The organism is Duganella sp. AC237, assembly GCF_979254035.1.
The window spans coordinates 3,868,854-3,888,786 of the sequence record NZ_CEEDEW010000003.1; the positions used below are offsets into that span (position 1 = coordinate 3,868,854).

The 19,933-nt window shown below is 63.9% G+C and carries 17 protein-coding genes; 10 read left to right on the top strand and 7 right to left on the bottom strand.

The window, feature by feature from the left end:
• The first annotated feature begins 9 nt into the window (after positions 1 to 9).
• From AC0IYS_RS17095 to AC0IYS_RS17125, 7 genes are all read left to right on the top strand, one after another.
• Complete coding sequence (locus tag AC0IYS_RS17095; RefSeq protein ID WP_471706289.1) at positions 10 to 657, top strand: GAD-like domain-containing protein; 648 nt, start codon at positions 10 to 12, stop codon at positions 655 to 657.
• Between the two features lie 489 nt (positions 658 to 1,146).
• Complete coding sequence (locus tag AC0IYS_RS17100) at positions 1,147 to 1,770, top strand: GAD-like domain-containing protein (RefSeq protein WP_471706290.1); 624 nt, start codon at positions 1,147 to 1,149, stop codon at positions 1,768 to 1,770.
• A 203-nt stretch (positions 1,771 to 1,973) separates the two neighbouring features.
• Complete coding sequence (locus AC0IYS_RS17105; protein ID WP_471706291.1) at positions 1,974 to 2,111, top strand: hypothetical protein; 138 nt, start codon at positions 1,974 to 1,976, stop codon at positions 2,109 to 2,111.
• On the top strand, positions 2,099 to 2,431 hold the full coding sequence (locus AC0IYS_RS17110; protein ID WP_471706292.1) for a hypothetical protein: 333 nt from the start codon (positions 2,099 to 2,101) through the stop codon (positions 2,429 to 2,431). Before AC0IYS_RS17105 ends, AC0IYS_RS17110 begins: the two co-directional genes overlap by 13 nt.
• A gap of 103 nt (positions 2,432 to 2,534) precedes the next feature.
• Positions 2,535 to 2,972: a hypothetical protein gene (locus AC0IYS_RS17115; protein WP_471706293.1), complete on the top strand. Its 438-nt coding sequence runs from the start codon at positions 2,535 to 2,537 to the stop codon at positions 2,970 to 2,972.
• A 302-nt stretch (positions 2,973 to 3,274) separates the two neighbouring features.
• Positions 3,275 to 4,600 carry an MFS transporter gene (locus AC0IYS_RS17120; protein ID WP_471706294.1) on the top strand — a complete coding sequence of 442 codons (1,326 nt, stop codon included), beginning with the start codon at positions 3,275 to 3,277 and terminating at the stop codon, positions 4,598 to 4,600.
• Between the two features lie 127 nt (positions 4,601 to 4,727).
• Complete coding sequence (locus tag AC0IYS_RS17125) at positions 4,728 to 6,860, top strand: ATP-binding protein (protein WP_471706295.1); 2,133 nt, start codon at positions 4,728 to 4,730, stop codon at positions 6,858 to 6,860.
• A gap of 15 nt (positions 6,861 to 6,875) precedes the next feature.
• Here AC0IYS_RS17125 and AC0IYS_RS17130 read toward each other — a convergent pair whose 3' ends face one another.
• The 3 genes from AC0IYS_RS17130 to AC0IYS_RS17140 all read right to left on the bottom strand — a co-directional run bounded on the left by AC0IYS_RS17130 (position 6,876) and on the right by AC0IYS_RS17140 (position 11,384).
• Positions 6,876 to 7,871 carry a lipid A-modifier LpxR family protein gene (locus AC0IYS_RS17130; RefSeq protein ID WP_471706296.1) on the bottom strand — a complete coding sequence of 332 codons (996 nt, stop codon included), beginning with the start codon at positions 7,869 to 7,871 and terminating at the stop codon, positions 6,876 to 6,878.
• 136 nt (positions 7,872 to 8,007) lie between these two features.
• Positions 8,008 to 9,786 carry a glycoside hydrolase family 9 protein gene (locus tag AC0IYS_RS17135; protein ID WP_471706297.1) on the bottom strand — a complete coding sequence of 593 codons (1,779 nt, stop codon included), beginning with the start codon at positions 9,784 to 9,786 and terminating at the stop codon, positions 8,008 to 8,010.
• Positions 9,787 to 9,884: 98 nt separating this feature from the next.
• Entirely contained in the window at positions 9,885 to 11,384 is a 1,500-nt protein-coding gene (locus AC0IYS_RS17140; protein WP_471706298.1) for an efflux transporter outer membrane subunit, read from the bottom strand.
• A gap of 91 nt (positions 11,385 to 11,475) precedes the next feature.
• On the opposite strand from AC0IYS_RS17140, the gene AC0IYS_RS17145 reads away from it, so the two are divergent.
• From AC0IYS_RS17145 to AC0IYS_RS17155, 3 genes are all read left to right on the top strand, one after another.
• Positions 11,476 to 12,093, top strand: a complete 618-nt coding sequence (locus AC0IYS_RS17145; protein ID WP_471706299.1) for a TetR/AcrR family transcriptional regulator — start codon at positions 11,476 to 11,478, stop codon at positions 12,091 to 12,093.
• A gap of 85 nt (positions 12,094 to 12,178) precedes the next feature.
• Complete coding sequence (locus AC0IYS_RS17150; RefSeq protein WP_471706300.1) at positions 12,179 to 13,306, top strand: efflux RND transporter periplasmic adaptor subunit; 1,128 nt, start codon at positions 12,179 to 12,181, stop codon at positions 13,304 to 13,306.
• A complete protein-coding gene (locus AC0IYS_RS17155; protein WP_471706301.1) occupies positions 13,303 to 16,422 on the top strand; it encodes an efflux RND transporter permease subunit in 3,120 nt (1,039 codons plus the stop codon). The genes AC0IYS_RS17150 and AC0IYS_RS17155 overlap by 4 nt, the downstream gene beginning before the upstream one ends.
• Here AC0IYS_RS17155 and AC0IYS_RS17160 read toward each other — a convergent pair.
• The 4 genes from AC0IYS_RS17160 to AC0IYS_RS17175 form a co-directional block, all read right to left on the bottom strand.
• Positions 16,370 to 16,954: a TadE family protein gene (locus AC0IYS_RS17160; protein WP_471706302.1), complete on the bottom strand. Its 585-nt coding sequence runs from the start codon at positions 16,952 to 16,954 to the stop codon at positions 16,370 to 16,372. The two genes, AC0IYS_RS17155 and AC0IYS_RS17160, sit on opposite strands and share 53 nt — an antisense overlap.
• A 3-nt stretch (positions 16,955 to 16,957) precedes the next feature.
• Positions 16,958 to 17,413, bottom strand: coding sequence for a TadE/TadG family type IV pilus assembly protein (locus AC0IYS_RS17165; RefSeq protein WP_471706303.1), 456 nt, complete (start codon positions 17,411 to 17,413; stop codon positions 16,958 to 16,960).
• A complete protein-coding gene (locus AC0IYS_RS17170; RefSeq protein WP_471706304.1) occupies positions 17,410 to 18,876 on the bottom strand; it encodes a pilus assembly protein TadG-related protein in 1,467 nt (488 codons plus the stop codon). The genes AC0IYS_RS17165 and AC0IYS_RS17170 overlap by 4 nt, the downstream gene beginning before the upstream one ends.
• A 127-nt stretch (positions 18,877 to 19,003) precedes the next feature.
• The gene (locus AC0IYS_RS17175; RefSeq protein WP_471706305.1) at positions 19,004 to 19,870 is read right to left on the bottom strand and encodes a MipA/OmpV family protein; all 867 of its coding nucleotides are present in this window, start codon (positions 19,868 to 19,870) and stop codon (positions 19,004 to 19,006) included.
• Between the last annotated feature and the right edge of the window lie 63 nt (positions 19,871 to 19,933).

Consider the following 19,933-nt stretch of genomic DNA (forward strand, 5'->3'; position numbering starts at 1 on the left):
AGGATAATTATGGACGAGTACTTCGAGATGTTTCTTTCTGATTGGGGCCCCCAAGTTAGCAGAAGCCAACCCAAAGAGGCAGAGATAGAGAAATACAGAGGGAAATTGCCGAACAAATTACTTGAATATTGGCAAGAACATGGTTGGGGCGGCTACTACAATGGATTGTTTTGGATCACGAATCCAGAAGAATATATGCCAGCGGTCGAGGCTTGGTTGGATGGCTCAAATGTTCCCGATAAGCAAAATTATTTTGCTGTTGCCAGGACCGCATTTGGTCGCGTTTTCTTATGGAATAAGAAAAATGGGCAAAATATAACTATTGACGCGTTATCTGCACGGCTCATCACAACTCCGCCAGATGAAAAAGTCACATCAGGAGATGACACGAAGGCTCTTCAGTACTTTATTAGTGGAGAGGAACCTGATGAGCTTGACTACGAAGACGAGAAGGAAAAACCTCTTTTTAAAAAGGCATTGAAAAAACTTGGTCCCGTGGCACCTGACGAGATGTACGGCTTTGAACCAGCCTTATGTATTGGTGGCCTACCGAAGCTCGAGAACCTAGTCAAGGTAAAAATCGTCGAACATTTAATTCTTCTCGAACAACTAGCAGAAGTTGAAATTTTACATATCGATGTCAGTCGACATTTATAGGCTGTCTTCCTAAATGGTTACTGCAAGTCGTTCGGCCAGTTAGTATCTGAACAGGCGAAAACTTTGGTTTAATGAAACAAAAACTCAGTTTTGCATTCGGTAATTTCATCCAAAGACCGACTGCCAGAACGTGCAATGAAGCGGGCGGCCCTTATAGGTTTCACCAACGCTTCGTTGCGTTAGGTGTGATCTTCACCGTGGTTAAGTGTGGCTGAGCCGCTTCATCCCGCGCTTTTTTTAACCATAACGTTGAGAAATATTATCAAATCCAAATGAGATATTGATGGAATTTTCTTATACAAAACATCAAACCCGTCGAGGTGCCAAGCCCGACGCTGAAGTGGGCAATAAGTTATATCTGATTAAAAATGCATCTCAACTTCGTCTGACTTACCAGATAAGGATGCTGGCCTATATAGCAAAGACCCGCAATAAAAAATTTATCATTCAGCTAACAAAAACCACAAAAGTTCACGTTATGAAATGTTCTTGTCGCAGCTAGGCCCGCAATTTGTGAAGGTCCAGCCCTCGCCTCAGCAGATAGCAAAATTTGCGGGTCGTTTACCGGAGCAGCTTCTCGAATACTGGCGACTTTACGGATGGGGTGGATACTATGACGGCCTTTTTTGGCTGGTGAATCCAGACGACTACGTTCCAGTCGTCGAAGCTTGGTTGGAAGGCACTCAAATCGAAGACAAGAGCGACTATCTAGCAATCGCGCGCACTGCCTTTGGTCGTATTTTTTTGTGGAATAAGAAAGCCGGCCAAACTGTAACGATTGTTTCATTGGACTCGCAAATTATTACTTCACCGCCTAATAAAAGGGTAGCGGCTGGTGACGACACTATTCCATTACAGTCCTTCCTTATTGGAAAAGAGTCAGATCGTCTCGACATAGAAGACGTGAAAGAGAAGAAATTATTTAAACGCGCGCTGAAGAAATTGGGGCCCGTCGCCGAAGACGAAATGTACGGCTTCGAACCAGCACTCTGTATGGGCGGCATGCCCGTCCTGGAAAACATTCGCAAAGTCAAGATAATTGAAGATCTAATACTTTTAGAGCAAGTAGGCGAAATCGAAATAATGCATATAGATGTAAGCCGGCATTTATAATAGCTGTAGCCGGCTCGCGACTTTCGAGGTCCGATTGTGCTGCCCAAGGCCGTTGGAGATCGATCAATTCGGAAGAAAAACAGATTTGATTGTATCTGCAGGCAGTTATTGCGGAGAAGTTCTGGCTGCCGCGGAGTACGCATATGTTTAGCGGCAATTAATGCTAGTCGGGTCGGCTTCCAATTCCAATCCAGGAGTGCAACATGTTTCGCAAAGATGAAGCCAAAGAGAAGTTTGATGATTTTCTGTTGATCATGGATGACCAACTTGAAGCTGTCGAGTCAGAGGCTGGAAAAGAGATATTTTGCTTGCCGTCAATATGGAGTGTTTGGAAAATTTAGAGAAGCTTTTTTTCCAGGTGACGGAAAATTGCAATGAAGATGAAAAGCAGGGTTGGATAGTCATGTTTGCACGGTATGTCGGTGAAATCGTCAGAGAGACTTTCAACGGAAAATGGCACCTCTCTCTTGAAGACTCCAAAAATATTTACTTCAACACCCCGGTGATCATCAATCATACAAAGATAGAAAATTTGCAGTTCTCTCCGATATTCGCGGTGCGGGCCCTATCATTAAGAAAGAAAAGTGGCTTGTTACGAAAAATAGTCACGGCGGATATAAAACCTCGTGAACTAGACATTGATCATTTAGAAGAGAAATGATGTCTTAAACTGCATCGTCGCTATGCCGATTTGAATCTATTCTTCCGAATGCTATAGCCACGTTTAAGGATGTACACAGGGTCCCACGTCACCTGAGCAAATAATGAAACCCTTTATTCTCATACCGTACGTCGGGACAGAGCGCCTGTCGTTTTCCACGTCACAGATCGAATGTGAACAGACATTGGGAGAGCCAGTGCGCCGCACCAAGACTCTGAAAAATGAACTTAAACTTGTCTATGCCAAAGTTGAGCTCATTTTTCCTATGGATGGCTCTGAAATATTGGAAATTTCGTTTCGCCCAAATATCAAGCTGATGCTCAATGATATAGACATATTCCACGATACGACTGCACTAAGCAAGCTGATTAAAATCGATTCCCCACTGGAGTATGCCGGGATATTATTTTTCCCAATGTTGGGAATATCGGCCACAGGACTACACAATAAAGATGATCTGTCAGTTACAGCAGTAGCAAAAGGAAGGATTGATAGAATCATTCACAACTTCCTTCCCTACGAAGCATCAGGTCTCACTTAAGCGCGTCATCAGGGACGACTGAACCAAGCTTGCGATCACGAGCGAGTCGCTGGGGCGTTACCCTAGCCAGCCATCGGTGGCGAACAAGATGATCAGACATGCTACCAACCTACGCGGCCTGTGCCTTAAAACGGCGCCGGGAGCAGGTCTGGAAAAACGTGTGCCGACACCCACAAATAGCCGCCTCGGGCATTCGCCCTACCCCTACGATCGACTTTCTCTTTGTATAATGCTTTTGCCCAGCCGGCCACCGCAAAGCGAAGAAAAGCCGGCGATCGAACACTCCAACGAGGCGAAACCTTATGCAAAATAAAGAAAACAACAAAGCATCGCTCGCCAAGGCCGTACCCGGCCACAGCGCACCCGAACGACCGCTGACCCGCCAGGACTACAAAACCCTGTCGCTGGCCGCGCTCGGCGGCGCGCTGGAATTCTACGACTTCATCATCTTCGTCTTTTTCGCCACCTCGATCGGCGCGCTGTTCTTCCCGCCGACGATGCCGGACTGGCTGCGTCTGTTCCAAACCTTCGGCATCTTCGCCGCCGGCTACGTGGTGCGTCCGCTGGGCGGCATGGTCATGGCCCACTTCGGCGACCTGCTGGGGCGCAAGAAGATGTTCAACCTGTCGATCCTGCTGATGGCGGTGCCGACCTTGCTGATCGGCCTGCTGCCGACCTACGCCAGCATCGGGCTGGCAGCACCGCTGCTGCTGCTGTTCCTGCGCGTGTGCCAGGGCGCCGCCGTCGGTGGCGAGGTGCCCGGCGCGTGGGTGTTCGTGTCGGAACACGTGCCGGCACGCCACATCGGCTATGCCTGCGGCACCCTGACCGCCGGCCTGACCTTCGGCATCCTGCTCGGCTCGCTGGTGGCCACCGGCATCAACAGCGTGTTCACGCCGGCGGAGGTGCTGGACCACGGCTGGCGCCTGCCGTTCGTGCTGGGCGGCGTGTTCGGCCTCGGCGCGATGTATCTGCGGCGCTGGCTGCACGAGACGCCGGTCTTTGTCGAACTGCAACAACGCAAGGCGCTCGCCGCCGAGATGCCGCTGAAGGCCGTGCTGCGCGAGCACCGCAAGGCGGTCGCGCTGTCGATGCTGCTGACGTGGATGCTGTCGGCCGCCATCGTCGTGGTGATCCTGATGACCCCGGCGCTGCTGCAAAAGGTCTACGGTTTCGACGCCCGCACCGCATTGCCCGCCAACACGGTGGCGACCTTGTCGCTGGCTGTCGGGTGCGTGATCTACGGCGTGCTGGCCGACCGCTTCGGCGCGCGCCGCATGCTGATCGGCGGCGCCGTGCTGCTGGCCATTTGCACTTACGTTTTCTATACGACGCTCAAGACCCAACCGCAGTTGCTGCTGCCGCTGTACGCGCTGCTGGGGCTGAGCGTCGGCGTGGTCGGCGTGGTGCCGAGCGCGATGGTGCGGGCCTTCCCGGCGCCGGTGCGTTTTTCCGGCTTATCGTTCTCCTACAATGTGGCGTATGCGATCTTCGGCGGCCTGACGCCCATCATGGTGACGTTGATGCTGAAAACCCAGCCGCTGGCGCCCGCGTACTACGTCATGGCGCTGTGCGGCATCGGTCTGGTCACCGCGCTGTTCATCAAGGAAAGGCCGCTCAATACCTGAGCCAGGACGGGCGCACGGCACGGTACAAACCCCTCTCCGGGCGACAGGAAATGCTATCGTTCGCCTTTCGGGATGGGTTTGTCCATAACAAGCCCGCCACCAGCCACCGCCACCGGAACGTTTGCCCATGCCGCCTCACCAGTCCTCGCCCCACCCCGCCCACAGCATCGCCTTCGCCGCCGGGGGCGGGACCATGGGAGAGTTGCTGCGCTCGTTCGACTGGGCGGCGACGCCGTTGGGTCCGCTGGAGGCCTGGCCGCCGGCGTTGCGCACCACGGTCAGCATCATGCTCGGCTCCAGCCATCCGATGTACATCGCCTGGGGCCCGGGGCTGCACTTCCTGTTCAATGACGCCTACCGGCCCATCCTCGGCGGCCTCGGCGATCAGCCCGAGTTAATATTAGGCAAGCCGTTCAACGAGGTCTGGAGCGACATCTGGCACGTGGTCGGCCCGATGTTGAACGGCGCCATGGCCGGCGCCTGCACCTACGCGGAGGACCAGCCCTTCCTGCTGCACCGCCACGGCTATCCGGAGCAGATGTATGCGACGTTCTCGGTCAGCCCGGTGCGCGACGAGGCGGGCGCGGTCGCCGGCGTTTTCTGCGTCTGCTCGGAGACTACAGGCAAGAAGCGCGTCGAGGAGCGCCTGCGCCTGCTCGACACCATCGGCAAGGCCACCAGCATCGCCGCCGATGCCAAGACCATCATGGGCGAGGCGACCCGCCTGCTGGGCGAGCACCTGGGCGTGACCCGCGTGGCCTACGCCGACCTGGAGGCGGACAACGACCGCTTTACGATCCGCCACGACTGGACCGTTGCGGACGCGTTCAGCACGGTCGGCGTATACTCGCTCGGCCTGTTCGGCAGCCACGCCGCCGGCAATATGCGGGCGGGCAAAACCCTGCAAATTAACAACCTCGACGCCGAGGTGCCGGCCGGCGACGGCTACGAAATGTTCAACCAGATCGGCATCAAGGCCATCATCTGCTGCCCGCTGGTCAAGGGCGGCAAGCTGGTGGCGATGATGGCGGTGCACCAGAAGGATCCGCGCGCCTGGTCGGCCGACGAGGTGGCACTGGTGGAAGACGTGGTGGAGCGCTGCTGGGCGCACATCGAGCGGGTCCGTTCGACCGAGGCGCTGCGCGAAGCCGACCGCCACAAATCCGAATTCCTGGCCACCCTCGCCCACGAGCTGCGCAACCCGCTGGCGCCGGTGCGCAACGGCCTGGAACTGATGAAGCTGGCCGGCGGCGATCCGGTCGCCATGACCAACGTGCGCGCGATGATGGAACGCCAGGTGTCGCATATGGTGCATCTGATTAACGACCTGCTCGACATCGCGCGCGTCTCCAGCGGCAAGCTGGTGCTGAAGAAGGAGCACGCGGAGCTCAAGACGCTGGTCGCCTCGGCGGTCGAGACCAGCCAGCCGCTGCTGGACGCGGCCGGCCATACGCTGGCGATCAGCCTGCCCGACGAGGCGGCCATTGTCGATGTCGATGTGGTCAGGCTCAGCCAGGTGCTCAGCAACCTGTTGTCGAACGCGGCGAAGTACACGCCGAACGGCGGACGCATCGCCATCTCGGCGCGCGTGGCGGACGGCGGGCTCATGATCGACGTGGCCGACAACGGCATCGGCATCCCGCCCGAATCGATCGACAGCGTCTTCGAAATGTTTACCCAGGTCGGCCGCAGCATCGGCCACTCCAAAGGCGGACTGGGCATCGGACTCTCGCTGGTGCGCAAGCTGCTCGAATTGCACGGCGGCACTGTCAAGGCGGCTAGTCCCGGCATCGGCCTGGGCAGCACGTTTTCGATCCGGCTGCCGCTGGCCGCCATCGACAACCTGTCGCTACCGGCAACGCAGCCGCCGGCCATAAGCCAAAGGAACCCGGCAGCCCCGCTGCGCGTGCTGATCACCGACGACAACCACGACGCCGCCGACACCTTGCGCGATTTACTGGAAGGTGACGGCCATGTCACTCGCGTCGCCTACGACGGCGCCGCCGCGCTGGCCATCGCCGGGGAGTTCCAGCCGCAGGTGGTGCTGCTCGACATCGGCATGCCCGGCATGGACGGCTACGCCACGGCGCGCGCCATGCGCCAGCTTGCGGGCCTGGAAAACGTCACCCTCGCAGCGCTCACCGGCTGGGGCGCCGCCGAGGACCGCGCCCGTTCGCGCGCGGCCGGCTTCGACCACCATTTGCTCAAGCCGGTGGTGTTGACCGAGCTGCTGACGATGCTGCGCCGGACGACCGCCTGACGCGACGCGCCCGCATCACCACGGCATAGTCAAGGTCAGCGACCCGTAGGGTTCGCGCTTGCCGTTGGAGGTGATCAGCGGACTGGCGTCTTGTAACGAAAACGATACCGACGCGCTCTTGAAGCCGTAGGCGATGCCCGCCAGCGCCACGGTCTGGTTACGGCGCAATTCAGCGATATTGTTTTCCGGATAGTGGTTCCTGCCGATCCCCGCGTGCGTAAACACCCTGTCGCCGATCAAGCCCGCATACACGAACCAGCCGTTGCCCAGGAAAACCGGATCGCCGCCGCGTATTTCCTGATGGATGGCGCTGGGGAAGTTGCGTTGAAGTCCAGTGCCGTAGCGCAGCAGAACGCTGGCGCCGATCGACGACTGCAGGTTGCCGGCGGTTCCGCCGGCGGACACGATCGCGTCCGCATGCGGCCGCCCGTCGTCGGCGCCGGCCGAAGCCAGGCGCCACGCCCTGTAGCGCTCCACACCAAGCAGCAGACGCGTCGGCCCCTGCGAATCCCAGCCTTCCGGACGATCCGAGCCGATCACGCGGTGGATCAGCGTTTGCGCGCGGCGCCCGCCGGCCGCCGGCCCGATGACGCCGAGGCGCATACCGAGCATGTCCGCCACGTTGCCGTCGACGGATACCTGCCCGGCCCCCAGCCACAGCGCGCCCAGATAAGGCGCGTCAAACGGATCGGGCTCCTTGCGGGTAATATCGCGCGGCGTCACCAGGATCTGGCTAAGCGAAAACCGTGTCAGCGCGGCCGGGCCGACGCCGAACCACGGCGCCACCGTTCCAACCACCGGCAGCGGCGCGATGGACGCCTCGCCGGGAGACACGCTGCGCAGGCGCGACAGCGTGATGCCACTGGTGTAACCGCCGCCATCGCTGCCGACGAACACATCGTTTTGCACCATGAGGGAAAGATGGCCCTCCTCCGCGCTCACCGGCGCGGAGGAAAGCATGGAGCAGAGAAGAAGACTCGACAACAGGAATGGGCTTGGGCGTATTTTCATTATCCGGGCATGTCACACTAGCAACGAAGCCCATCATAATCGAAATCCCACGCCACCGAATCCCGCACAAGTAGTACGCGCCTTGCATTTTCCCAGTATGTGCGCCAGCGCACACCACACGCGCGCTGGCGGCCCGCTATTGATTCGCCGGCGCCGGCGTCAACACTTGGATCGCCCCCGACACATACACCAGCGGCGCGTTCCAGTTGATGGCGATTTCATTGCTGGCGTAGGAGCAGGCGTGGTCCAGCCAGGACTTGGCCGGCACCGCCGACGGATAGGACGCGGGGCAATCGCCCTTGTCCTGCTGGCCCGGCTGAGGCCCGCCGACCAGGAAGCCGGGTACGGGCGCGACGACGCCGTCCGCCACCGATGGCCGGTGATGCGGGTGCTGCGCCGACCGGGAACCATAGCCGGTGACGAAGGAGGTGCCGACCGCGTTGCGGCCAAGCACATAGTCCAATCCGGACTGCGCCGCCTGCAGATAATCGCGCTTGCCGTTCAGGCGGTAGCCTTGCAGCAGCATCATCGACTGGTTCAACACCACCGCGCTGCTGCCCCAGACAAAGTCGCCGGTTTGCATGGTGATGCCGTAGGCCGAGTCCTTCCACACCTTGGCCAGACCGTCGGCCAGGCCGTCGATCCTGGCGGCGATCAGCGCCTGGTCGGCGGCCGGCGTCAGCTGCTTGCGGTGGCGCGCCAGCGACATCCAGGCCAACCCGCCGACGTCGCTCCACGAGGGAATGGTCGCCTTCAGCGCGGGCGCCGACATCGCCTTGTAATAGGCGTCGTCGCCGGTGGTGATATACAGTTCGGCCGCCGCCCATCCGAACTCGTCGCTCACGTTGGCGTCGCCGTACTCGCCGGTGCGGATGTCCTTGGGCTGGCGATACAGGACGGCCGGGTTTTTCTGCGCCCACTGCCAGGCGGCCTTGGACGCGGCCAGCGCGCGCGCCGAGATCCCGTTCAACTTGGCGTCGTACGGTTTCAGCACCCGGCTGGCGGTCGCCATGACGGCGGCGAAGTCGAGCGCGGCAGCGGTGGTCTTCTGCACCACGTAGCGCTGCTGCCTCGCTTGGTCGGGCATCACCATGCCGTCGAACGACTTGTCGGTCAGCTTGTGGTAGACGCCGCCATCGGCCGGATCTTGCATGGTGAGCATCCAGTCCAGGTTCCACAACACCTCGTTGAGGAGGTCGGGAATGCCGTTGCCGCTCTCGGGGATGTTGAGGTTCTGCGTCTTGTAAAACTGCGGGAAGTCTTCGTAGGCCGCCAGCAAGGTATAAGTGGTGATGCCCGAGTTGACGATGTATTTATTGTAGTCGCCGGCGTCGTACCAGCCCTTGGGACTGGAAATGGCGGTGCCGGCCGGACGCGCGGCGCTGGCGGCCGATTCGTGGATCAGAACGTTGGTGTCGGGATGGCCGGCCTTCCTGGCGAAGATCCCCGCATGTTTTTCGGGCAAGGCGATGCCGGCGCGGTTGAGGTAATAGGCCTTGATGGCGGCGGCGTTGAGCGCCTGGTAGGCGTCGGCGCCGACTGTGAACGGCGCCGAATCCGGCACGCCGGCCACACGCAACTGATAGCGTCCCGGCGTCGCCAGCGCGCTAAAGTCGGCCAGGCGAACGGTCTCGGCGGCCGGCGCGTAGGCCGCCGCCGCGCCCAGCGTGCCGCGCATCACCACGGTGTCGCTGCCCGCCTTGACGACGGTGAAGGCGGCGCCGTCCACGTTCGGGACGACGGCGACTTTGGCCGATCCGGGGAGATAACCGATCTGGTCAAGCTTGATCTCCAGGTTGCCGGGCGATGCGGCGGGCGCCGCATGGACGTGGCCGGCGGCAGCAGACAACGACAGCGATACCATCATGGCGTTGATTGCGCGCGCGGCGGCTAAGCGGATTGGGACTGGTCTCAACTGTGCTCCTCTTTATTGTGAAAACGTTTTCACAATATAGTCTCGCGCTTTGAGGGAAAAGTCAAACGGGCGCCCCATCGGTGAGGCGCCCAACCGGCTTATCTGGCGGCGACCGCCTTCGCTGGTTCCGCTGGTTCCGCTGGTTCTGCTGGCTCCGCCTGCCAGCCGCCGCCGAGCGCCTTGAAGGCCGCCACCGCCGCGCGGGCGGACTCGGTTCGCGCCTGGGCTCGCATATCGGTGGCGCGCAGCAGGTTTTCGTCGGCTTGCAGCACCTCGATCAGGCTGACGACGCCTTTCTGATAGGCCGCGAACGAGGCGCCCCTGGCCCTGGCGAGCGAGTCCACACCCTGCGCCAGCACGCCGGCCTGGCCCTCGCGTTTGACCAGCGCCGAAAAGGCGTTCTCCACCTCTTCGGCGGCGCGCAACACGGCTAGGCGGTAGGCGGCCAGGGACTCGGCCTCCTGGCCCTTGGCCAAGTCGATCTGGGCGTTGATGCGGCCGAAGTCGAACAAGCGCCAGCGCAAGCCCAGCACCCCAGCCGCCTGACTGGCGCCGCTGGAGAACAGGTTGCCGCCGGACACAGAGGTGGCGCTGCCGATCAATCCGCTCAACGACAGCTTGGGATAGTACTCGGCGATGGCAACGCCAATGCGCGCGTTCGACGCCGCCAGGCGGCGCTCGGCCACGATCAGATCGGGCCGGCGCCGCAGCAGGTCGCCCGGCGAACCGGCGGCCGCGATACGCGGGGCGGCCGGTATCGGGGCCGGTGCCGCCGCCCCCTGCTGCGCCAGCTCTTCCCGATGGGTACCCGGCGCCGTGCCGAGCATCACGTCGAGCGCGTTCATGGCCGTGTCCAGCGCCGCTTCGAGCACCGGCACCGAGGCGCGCACCTGGGCCAGCGCGCCCTCGACCTGCCGCACCTGCAGTTCGGCGGCCAATCCTTTGCCGTATAGCAGGTTGAGCGTTGACAGCAGTTCCTGCTGCGCCCTCACCTGCCCGCGCGCGATGTCGAGGCGGGTTTGCAGGCCGCGGATGCCAATATAGATATCAGCGGTTTGCGCCGCCACCGCCAAACGGGTCGCGACGGCGCCGGCCTCCGAGGCTTGATAGTCGGCCAGTGCCGCCTCGCGCCCCCGGCGCAGGCCGCCGAACGCGTCCAATTCCCAGCCCACACCCAGATTGGCCTCGTAGGAGTTACCGTAACGATCAAAATCCGGCTGCGAATTCAGGACCTGCCCCAACGGTGTTTCCACCGACTGGTAGGCGCGCGTGCCTTGCGCGCTGACGGTGCCGGACGGCAGCAGCGCCGCGTTCGCCGCGCCGACACCGGCCCGCGCCTGGGCCACCCGGGCCGCCGCCTGCGCCAGATCCAGGTTCTGCGCCAGCGCCAGCGTCACGTAGCGGGTCAGCTGCGCATCGCCAAAGCCGTCCCACCAGGCGGTGAGGTCGGCCTCGGCGGCGGCCTGGCGCTGCTCGACGGCAGCTTGTCCAAGGTAGCGCTCCGGCAAAGGCGTGGCGGGCCGGGTGTAATCCGGTCCGACGGCGCAACCGGCCGCACCGGCGGCGACAATTATCAGGAGAGAGCGTTTGAGCAGCATGGGGTTTTCCACGACGAGTGACGATTCAGTGACTATATCACTAAATCGTCACTAGTTGTACAATCTTGAAACACCGAGTAAGCTAAACCACATGACCAAACCAAGCACCCCTTCGGCCAACGCGCGCGGCCCCGCCGACCACGACGTGCGCGACCAGATCGTCGCCGCCGCGACCGACCATTTCCGTCTGTACGGCTACGAAAAAACCGCCGTCTCCGACCTGGCCAAGGCCATCGGTTTTTCCAAGGCGTATATCTACAAGTTCTTCGAATCGAAGCAGGCCATCGGGGAGCAGATCTGCGCCAATTGCCTGCGCGAGATCGAAGCCGATATCCGGACCGCCGTCGACGGCGCCGAGCGGCCGCCCGAGAAGCTGCGACGCCTGTTCAAGACCGCCGTCGAATCGAGCCTGCGCCTGTTCTTCGAGGACCGCAAGCTGTACGACATCGCCGCCTCGGCCGCGACGGAGCAATGGCCGGCGGCGCGCGCCTACGAGGAACGCATCCGGCTGCTGCTGCAGGACGTGCTGCGCCAGGGCCGGGAGAGCGAGGATTTCGAGCGCAAGACCCCGCTCGACGAGGCGGCGGCGGCGATCCATCTGGTGATGCGTCCGTATCTGAACCCCCTGCTCTTACAGCACAGTCTGGATCACACCGCCGAGGCGCCGGCGCTGCTTTCCAGCCTGGTGCTGCGCAGCCTGTCGCCGTAAACATCACGCCATTTGAATGTGACCGTTGACAAATTTGGTCACTAGTTACAAAATGGGGCCCTGTTCAGTTCTTCACGGGATTCCCATGCTCGGCCATCGCTTCGCTCTCTCCACCGTCTTCGCCGTCTTGCCGCTCGCGCTCGCCGCCTGCGGCGACAAGACGCCGCCCGACCCGCGCACCGCCGCACCCCTGGTGCGCACGGCCATCGTCCAGGGGACGGATGACGCCGCCTCGCGCAGTTTCACCGGCACCGTCGCCGCGCGGGTGCAAAGCGATCTGGGCTTCCGGGTCTCCGGCAAAGTCCTGGAGCGGTTGGTCGACGCCGGGCAACACGTCAAGCGCGGGCAGACATTGATGCGGATCGATCCCGTCGACCTGAAGCTGGCGGCCAATGCCCAGCTCGAGACGGTCGCCGCCGCCCGCGCACGCGTACGGCAAACGGCCGACGAGGAAGCGCGCTACCGCGACCTGCGCGGCACCGGCGCGATTTCGGCCTCCGCCTATGACCAGGTCAAGGCGGCCGCAGACGCCGCCAAGGCCCAGCTCAATGCGGCCGAATCCCAGGCCGAGGTGGCCCGTAACGCCAGCCGCTACGGCGAACTGCTGGCCGACGCCGACGGCGTCGTCATGGAAACGCTGGTCGAGCCCGGCCAGGTAGTCGCCGCCGGCCAAGTCGTCGTGCGCCTCGCCCGCGCCGGCCAGCGCGAGGCCGTCATCCAGTTGCCGGAAACCTTGCGCCCGGCGCTGGGCTCGACTGGCCTCGCCACGCTGTACGGCAAGGAAGGCGCCCCAGTTCCCGCCAGGCTCCGGCAGCTCTCCAACACAGCCGACCGCCAGACCCGCACCTTCGAAGCGCGTTATGTGCTCGACGGCGAGCTGTCCGGCGCGCCGCTGGGCACCACGGTCGCCATCCGGATACCGGATGGCCACGCGGCCGCCGAGGCCGGCTGGTCGGTGCCGATCGGCTCCCTGTTCGACCATGGCAAGGGACCCGGCGTCTGGGTGGTCCAGGGCGAGCCGGCAAAGGTCGGCTGGCGGCCGGTGACTGTCCAGCGCATTAGCGATGACAGCGCGCGTATCGCAGGGCAGTTCAAGCAAGGCGAGCGGGTGGTCGCGCTGGGCGCGCACATGCTGCGCGAGGGCGAGGCGGTGCGTTTGGCCGGCCAGCAGCCCGCAGCGGCGACAGCCGCCACGGCGGGAGCGCGGCCATGAGCGCAGGTCGTTTCAACCTGTCGGCGCTGGCCGTGCGCGAGCGCTCCGTCACCCTTTTCCTGATCTGCCTGATCACCTTGGCGGGCGTCGTCTCATTCTTCAAACTCGGACGGGCGGAAGACCCCGCCTTCACGGTCAAGGTGATGACCGTGATCACCGCCTGGCCCGGCGCGACCGCGAAGGAAATGCAGGACCAGGTCGCCGAAAAGCTCGAAAAGCGCCTGCAGGAGCTGCGCTGGTATGAACGGGCGGAAACCTATACCCGGCCCGGCCTGGCCTTCACCACCTTGACCCTGCTCGACAGCACGCCACCGGCCGAGGTACAGGAGCAGTTCTACCAGGCCCGCAAAAAGGTCGGCGACGAGGCCGCCAACCTGCCGTCCGGCGTGATCGGACCGATGGTCAACGATGAATACGCGGACGTCACCTTCGCCCTGTTCGCGCTCAAGGCCAGGGGCGAGCCGCAACGCCTGCTGGTGCGCGACGCCGAGGCGCTGCGCCAGCGCCTGCTGCACGTGCCCGGTGTCAAAAAGGTCAACATCGTCGGCGAGCAGCCAGAACGCATCTTCGTCGAGTTTTCGCACGAGCGGCTGGCGACACTGGGCATCGGCCCGCAGGAAGTATTCGCCGCGCTCAACGCCCAGAACGTGCTCACGCCGGCCGGCTCGGTGGACACCAAGGGGCCGTCGGTGTTCCTGCGCCTCGATGGCGCCTTCGACGAATTGCAAAAGATCCGCGACACGCCGGTGGTGGCCCAGGGCCGAACCCTGAAACTGTCGGACATCGCCACCGTCAGGCGCGGCTACGAGGACCCGGCCACCTTCATGATCCGCAACGGCGGCGAACCGGCCCTGCTGCTGGGCATCATCATGCGCGACGGCTGGAACGGCCTCGACCTGGGCAAGGCGCTCGACAAGGAAGTCGGCGCCATCAACGCCAACATGCCGCTGGGCATGGCGCTGACCAAGGTTACCGACCAGTCCGTCAATATCAGCTCGGCCGTCGACGAATTCATGGTCAAGTTCTTCGTCGCGCTGCTGGTGGTGATGGTGGTGTGCTTCGTCAGCATGGGCTGGCGCGTGGGCATCGTGGTCGCCGCCGCCGTGCCGCTGACCCTGGCGGTGGTGTTCATCGTCATGGCCGCCACCGGCAAGAACTTCGACCGCATCACGCTCGGCTCGCTGATCCTCGGGCTGGGCCTGCTGGTGGACGATGCCATCATCGCCATCGAAATGATGGTGGTCAAGATGGAGGAAGGCTACAGCCGCATCGCCGCCTCGGCCTATGCCTGGAGCCACACGGCCGCGCCGATGCTCTCGGGCACCCTGGTGACGGCGGTCGGCTTCATGCCCAATGGCTTCGCCCGCTCCAGCGCCGGCGAATACACCAGCAATATGTTCTGGATCGTCGGCATCGCCCTGATCGCCTCGTGGGTGGTGGCCGTGGTGTTCACGCCCTATCTCGGCGTCAAGCTGCTGCCCGAGTTCAAGCAGGTCGAAGGCGGCCACGAGGCGCTGTACGACACGCCCCGCTACAACCGCTTCCGCCGGGTGCTGGCGCGCGTCATCGCCCGCAAGTGGCTGGTCGCCGGCGCGGTGGTCGGCCTGTTCGCGCTGTCCGTTGCGGGCATGGCCGTGGTCAAGAAGCAGTTCTTCCCGATCTCCGACCGACCCGAGGTGCTGGTCGAGGTGCAACTGCCGTATGGGGCCTCGATCGCGCAGACCAGCGCCAGCGCCGCCAGGGTCGAAGCCTGGCTGGCGAAGCAGCCGGAGGCGAAGATCGTCACCGCCTACATCGGCCAGGGCGCGCCGCGCTTCTATCTGGCGATGGGACCGGAACTGCCCGACCCGTCGTTCGCCAAGATCGTCGTGCGCACCGACAGCCAGGAACAGCGCGAGGCGCTCAAGCACCGCCTGCGCCAGGCCGTTGCCGACGGCGTCGCCCCCGAGGCGCGGGTGCGCGTCACCCAGCTCGTATTCGGTCCCTACTCGCCGTTCCCGGTGGCCTACCGCGTCAGCGGGCCTGATCCGGACAAGCTGCGCGCCATCGCCGCCGAGGTGCAGCACGTGATGAACGCCAGCGCGATGATGCGCACCGTAAACAACGACTGGGGCACGCGCGCGCCGACCTTGCATTTCACGTTGCAGCAGGATCGTTTGCAGGCTGTCGGCCTGAGCTCGAGCGCGGTGGCGCAGCAGCTGCAATTCCTGCTCAGCGGCGTGCCGCTGACCGCCGTGCGCGAGGACATCCGCACCGTGCAGGTGGTGGCCCGCTCGGCCGGCGACCTGCGGCTGGACCCGGCCAGGATCGCCGACTTCACTCTGAGCGGCGCCAACGGCCAGCGCATTCCGCTGTCGCAGGTGGGCACGGTCGAGGTGCGCGCCGAGGAGCCGGTCATGCGCCGGCGCGACCGCGTGCCGACCATCACGGTGCGCGGCGACATCGCCGAGGGCTTGCAGCCGCCGGACGTCTCGGCCGCCATGACCACGCAACTGCAGCCGATCAAGGACAAGCTGCCGGCCGGCTATCGCCTCGACGAGGCCGGTGCCATCGAGGAATCGGGCAAGGCGATGCAAGCGATGTTGCCGCTGTTCCCGATCATGCTGGCGGCGACCCTGCTGATCCTGATCTTCCAGGTGCGCTCGATGTCGGCGATGGTGATGGTCTTCCTGACCAGTCCGTTAGGCCTGATCGGCGTTGTGCCGACCCTGCTGCTGTTCGCGCAGCCGTTCGGCATCAACGCGCTGGTGGGGCTGATCGCGCTGTCGGGCATCCTGATGCGCAACACGCTGATCCTGATCGGCCAGATCCACCACAACGAACAGGCGGGGTTGGCGCCGTTGCAGGCGGTGGTCGAAGCCACCGTGCAGCGCGCCCGGCCGGTGGTGCTGACCGCGCTGGCGGCGATCCTGGCCTTCATCCCGCTGACCCATTCGGTGTTCTGGGGCACCCTCGCCTACACCTTGATCGGCGGCACCTTCGCCGGAACGATATTGACCTTGGTATTCCTGCCGGCGATGTATTCGATCTGGTTCAAGATCCGCGCCGATCAACCGCCGCCGCTCACGGACACGGCGCCTGCCCCGGGGGCGCTCCCAGCGTCTCGACCGGCCTGAGCGCCGGCGCCCTCGACAAGCGCAGCGGTATGGCGATGAAGGAAAACAGCGGCTGGTAGGCGACCCTGGCGCATTGGCTGGTGTCGGCCGGATCGCAGATGCGCGCCCGCACCAGCCGGATGCAGCTCTGGCCGTACGGGTTTTCCATACAGTTGACGCGGTTGTTGGCCGGGCATGACGGCATCTGCGCGCTCGGGATCTCGGTGATGACGGTGCCGCCGGCGTCCGCCAGCGACAGGTAGTCGATGCGCACGTGCGCGTCCGTCACCGGCGTGCCGAGGGCCAGGGTGCCGGCGGAACCGCGAAAGATGGCGCGCTGGCGCACGCCGTTCATGGCGGCGGCATCGGTGAAGTCGGTGTTCGCCGCCGCCGCCGCCGCCCGCTGCGTGACAACCTGCAGCGTATTAAAAATGTACAACAAGCGCGCGACCTCGACGACGCCGCAGACGATCGCCAGGAACACGATGATCACGATAGCGAATTCGGCGGTCACTGCGCCGGCACGGAAGCGTGGGGGTTGGCGTCGCGACATGCATTATTCTCCGACGTAGGGATGGGTGACGCTGACGATCAGCTGTAGATTCAAGCCCGTGTAGCTGGCAAAGAAGATATCCTCCATCAACATCGTGATAGTGACGCGCACCACCGTGGTCGTGCCGAAGCCCACGCACGGCACGTTATTGCAGGTCACATCGATCGCGTAGCCGAATTCCCCGGGCGCCAACTCGGCCAACTCCTTCTCCACGAGCGCCTCCGCCATCGCGGCCACCGCGCCAGCCCGCGTCGGATTGCCCAGCTCGCTGGCCGGCGCCTTGGACAAATAGCGCGCGGCATCCTGCGCCGCGTACTGGACGGCCGTGTAATGCCAGAACACCCGCCCCAGATACAAGGGAAACACCAGCAACAGCACCAGCACCGGCATCACCAGCGCCAGTTCGACGGCGGCAATGCCGCGCTGGCGCCGGGCGTCGCGTTGGCCGGCGCGCCTCATGGATAGAGCTCCACCGCGCCGCCCAATGCCTGGTCGGAAACCAGACCGCCGAACTCGGCGCGCACGCTGGTGGCGGTGGCCGGCACCGTCATCAGAAACTTGCCGACGCCGAGCACCGTGGCCGCCGCCAGCGCGCCGGCCGGCACCGGGCAGGCCAGCAGCGCCACATTCAGCACGCGGCGTCCCGCCACACCCCGGCGCGCCGCCGGCGGCTGCACGGCGTTGGGGCTGCCCGTAGAGCGGTAAGGCGTCGAAGTCCCCGTCGGGTACCCGGAGCCGGCCGTGGGCGCGCCCGGTCCGTACAGCGTGCTCCAGGCGCTTGGGGCGAACGTCGCGTAGCCGGCGGCCGGTTCGGCCGCGCCTGCCACATAGGCGCTGTACGGCACGGCCCTGGCGTAGGCCCACAGCGGCCCGTACATCGGCCCGGTGGTGCCGGCCGGCTGCGTGGCGGGATCGGCGACGGTCCACAACTTGCCGCCGACGGTGCTCGCCTGCGCCACCTGCCCGGCCGGGGCCACACTCATCCATGGCGTACCGCTGCCGGCGCCGCCGAAGGTGTACTGCCGGATATTGGTGTCGGGCGGCGCGCTGGCATAGGCGCACGGCGTGCCGAGGTAATCGAAGCGGGAATTGAAATGATTGAACAGCGACGCCAGCGGGAACGGCCGGCCCACCGTCAGGGCGCCCCCGGTCACGCGCGCCATGGCCAGTTGGCCGGTGCAGACATATGGCCCGACCCGGCCCGGCGCGACGTTGGCCGCGGCGCCGGCGACGCCGGGCGGCGCAAACGGGTCGATGACGAAGTTCTCGGCGGCGGTGCCGTTGGGATTGAGCTGCATCAGGTCGTAGGCGACGCCGCGGCGGAAACCGTATTGCACCAGCTCGACGTTGGCGGGCGGACCCGGGTTGGCGCGCGGGGCTGCCTCGACGTTGGACAGCGCGCACACCGCCAGCGGCACGACGCCGATCGTCGAGCGTCCGGCCACCGCCGTCACTGCCACGTCCATCGACGCCAGCGACGCGGACAGCAAGCGCAGGAAAAACAGCTCGATCCTTCCCATGGCGCCGGCCAGATCGGCGGTGGCGGCGCGCGCGTAGATCAAGCCGTTGGGCGCGGCGCGGGCGGTGTCGGCATCGACCCAGCCGCCGTTCGGCGAGGCGCTGAACGACAGCGCCTTCGCGTCCCATGCGATGGCGCGCTGGTTGTATTGATACCTGAGCACCGCCATCGCGGCCAGCACCTGCGCGGTGGCGGCATCGATGCCGGCCACGGTGCCGTTCAACTGGCGCGCCGCCGTCAGCGCCGCCACGTTGGCCACCGCCTGCAACTCGGCCCGGCGGTTGTACACCCGCGACAGATCGAGCGCGATGCCGAGGAAGCCGATCAGGCAGGCGAGCATCAGTCCGAAGACGATGGCGATGGCGCCGCGCTGCCGCATCTTGCTGTTGACGCCCCGCTTCATACAATTGGCCTCCGTCCGCGACGGGCCTGGCGGACCGTCGAGCGACACATGGTAGAGAGACTATTGTAGTGCGGCAATTAATGCCGATTATTGACGACGGACAATAAACCGGCAAGCGCGGCGGCGCTTATTCCCAGGCCCGCGCCGCCGAGCGGTGTATCGTCCACGTGAAGCCGGCGCCGACCGACAGGCCGCTGTTGCGCAGGAACAGCGGGCTGTCGCGGTTGCGCGCGTGACTGTAATTGTCGTAGCGGGTGAATCCGAACACGCGCCAGTCCGGCGACAGCCGGCGCGACAGGCTCAGGCCCAGCCTGGTCATCAGCAAGCCGCCCGACGCCGCGTGGTAGGCCGGGCGGGTCGCCGTCGCGTACTGCGGTTCGACCTCATAGAAATACTGGTGCAGGCGGGCGTTGCCGAACACCGCGCCGACATTGGCGTCGGCCTGCCACTTGCCGGTGCCGTCGCCGGCCTCCAACACCAGGCGCGGTTCAAACACCAGACCCTGGCGTCGAAAACCACTTTTGAGCTCGATCGGCACCCGCAGCGGCAACTCCAGCCGCACGCGGCTCGTCGCCGTCGGCTCGGCCAGCAACACCTTCACGCGCGGGCCGAATTCCAGCAGCGAACGCAGATCCGGCATGCCGGCGCGCGCGGCGACGTCGTCGGAGCGCGCCGGCAGCGACAGCGCGAAGCCGAGGTCAAGCTCGACCCGCTCGGTGTTGATCAGGCGGGCGCCCACGCCGGAGCGGTCGGCGCGCAGCACCTTGCCGCGATAGATCACCATCGGCAGCGCCAGCGCGCGCGTGGAGCGGTCTTCGGAGCCGGGATAGGCCGGGGTGGAGGCGGCGCCGCCGAACAGGCCGACCTCCCACAGCGGTAAATCGGGGTCCGGCGTCGGCGCCAGCTGCTGGGCGGCTGCCGGCGCCATGAGCGCCACCATGGCCAACGGCGCCAGCGGCGCCAACGCTGAATTCGTCCGGACGTGCAGCGTCATGGTTGTACTCCGAGCGGGTTGCGATACATGGGATTCCTTCGACGTTATGCGTGATGTAAAACG

Excerpts from the sequence above, each read along its gene's own strand:
- AC0IYS_RS17095 (WP_471706289.1), top strand. The coding sequence starts at position 10 with ATGGACGAGTACTTCGAGATGTTTCTTTCTGATTGGGGCCCCCAAGTT.
- AC0IYS_RS17105 (WP_471706291.1), top strand. The coding sequence starts at position 1,974 with ATGTTTCGCAAAGATGAAGCCAAAGAGAAGTTTGATGATTTTCTGTTG.
- AC0IYS_RS17115 (WP_471706293.1), top strand. The coding sequence starts at position 2,535 with ATGAAACCCTTTATTCTCATACCGTACGTCGGGACAGAGCGCCTGTCG.
- AC0IYS_RS17120 (WP_471706294.1), top strand. The coding sequence starts at position 3,275 with ATGCAAAATAAAGAAAACAACAAAGCATCGCTCGCCAAGGCCGTACCC.
- AC0IYS_RS17125 (WP_471706295.1), top strand. The coding sequence starts at position 4,728 with ATGCCGCCTCACCAGTCCTCGCCCCACCCCGCCCACAGCATCGCCTTC.
- AC0IYS_RS17130 (WP_471706296.1), bottom strand. The coding sequence starts at position 7,871 with ATGAAAATACGCCCAAGCCCATTCCTGTTGTCGAGTCTTCTTCTCTGC.
- AC0IYS_RS17140 (WP_471706298.1), bottom strand. The coding sequence starts at position 11,384 with ATGCTGCTCAAACGCTCTCTCCTGATAATTGTCGCCGCCGGTGCGGCC.
- AC0IYS_RS17145 (WP_471706299.1), top strand. The coding sequence starts at position 11,476 with ATGACCAAACCAAGCACCCCTTCGGCCAACGCGCGCGGCCCCGCCGAC.
- AC0IYS_RS17150 (WP_471706300.1), top strand. The coding sequence starts at position 12,179 with ATGCTCGGCCATCGCTTCGCTCTCTCCACCGTCTTCGCCGTCTTGCCG.
- AC0IYS_RS17155 (WP_471706301.1), top strand. The coding sequence starts at position 13,303 with ATGAGCGCAGGTCGTTTCAACCTGTCGGCGCTGGCCGTGCGCGAGCGC.
- AC0IYS_RS17160 (WP_471706302.1), bottom strand. The coding sequence starts at position 16,954 with ATGTCGCGACGCCAACCCCCACGCTTCCGTGCCGGCGCAGTGACCGCC.
- AC0IYS_RS17165 (WP_471706303.1), bottom strand. The coding sequence starts at position 17,413 with ATGAGGCGCGCCGGCCAACGCGACGCCCGGCGCCAGCGCGGCATTGCC.
- AC0IYS_RS17170 (WP_471706304.1), bottom strand. The coding sequence starts at position 18,876 with ATGAAGCGGGGCGTCAACAGCAAGATGCGGCAGCGCGGCGCCATCGCC.
- AC0IYS_RS17175 (WP_471706305.1), bottom strand. The coding sequence starts at position 19,870 with ATGACGCTGCACGTCCGGACGAATTCAGCGTTGGCGCCGCTGGCGCCG.